The following is a 433-nucleotide window of genomic DNA, read 5'->3' on the forward strand; positions in this document are numbered from 1 at the left end:
TGGCACGACAATCTCTTCTCTTCCGTCATAAAATCTTGCCCCGTTCTTCCCTTCTGTAATGATTAACCGGTTTGGATGTCGTTTTAGCGCTTCGGACCTGCCTATCCCGTTGAAAAGGACATTGCACTCATGCTCATTTGGCGTCAAGTATGCCGTTTTTTCAAGAATCGCTGGGGAAATTTTTTGCGCCGGCGCAGGGTTTAACAAGAGCGGAATCTGGTTTTTTTCGCAAAGTTTCGCGACATATTCAACTGTTTCGTACGGGATTTCCTGCTGGATTAAGACAATAGAAGAGCCTTCAAACGCTTCTTTTGCCTTTTTCACATAATCCGGTGTGACAAAATCGTTTGCTCCTTTGACAAAAATAATACTGTTGTCCCCTTCCGCCAACGTAATATGCGCGGTGCCGGAACCGCAATGTGTAACCGGTTCC

1 protein-coding gene is annotated in these 433 nt (G+C 45.7%); it reads right to left on the reverse strand.

Translation table 11 applies throughout. The annotated features are described in order from the left end of the window. The coding region (locus ACLWS4_RS37505) for a PfkB family carbohydrate kinase (protein ID WP_416876502.1) at nt 1-433 on the reverse strand (433 nt) is incomplete at both ends.

The organism is Kitasatospora sp. SC0581 (assembly GCF_048159585.1).
In the GTDB taxonomy this organism is placed as follows: domain Bacteria; phylum Actinomycetota; class Actinomycetes; order Streptomycetales; family Streptomycetaceae; genus Kitasatospora.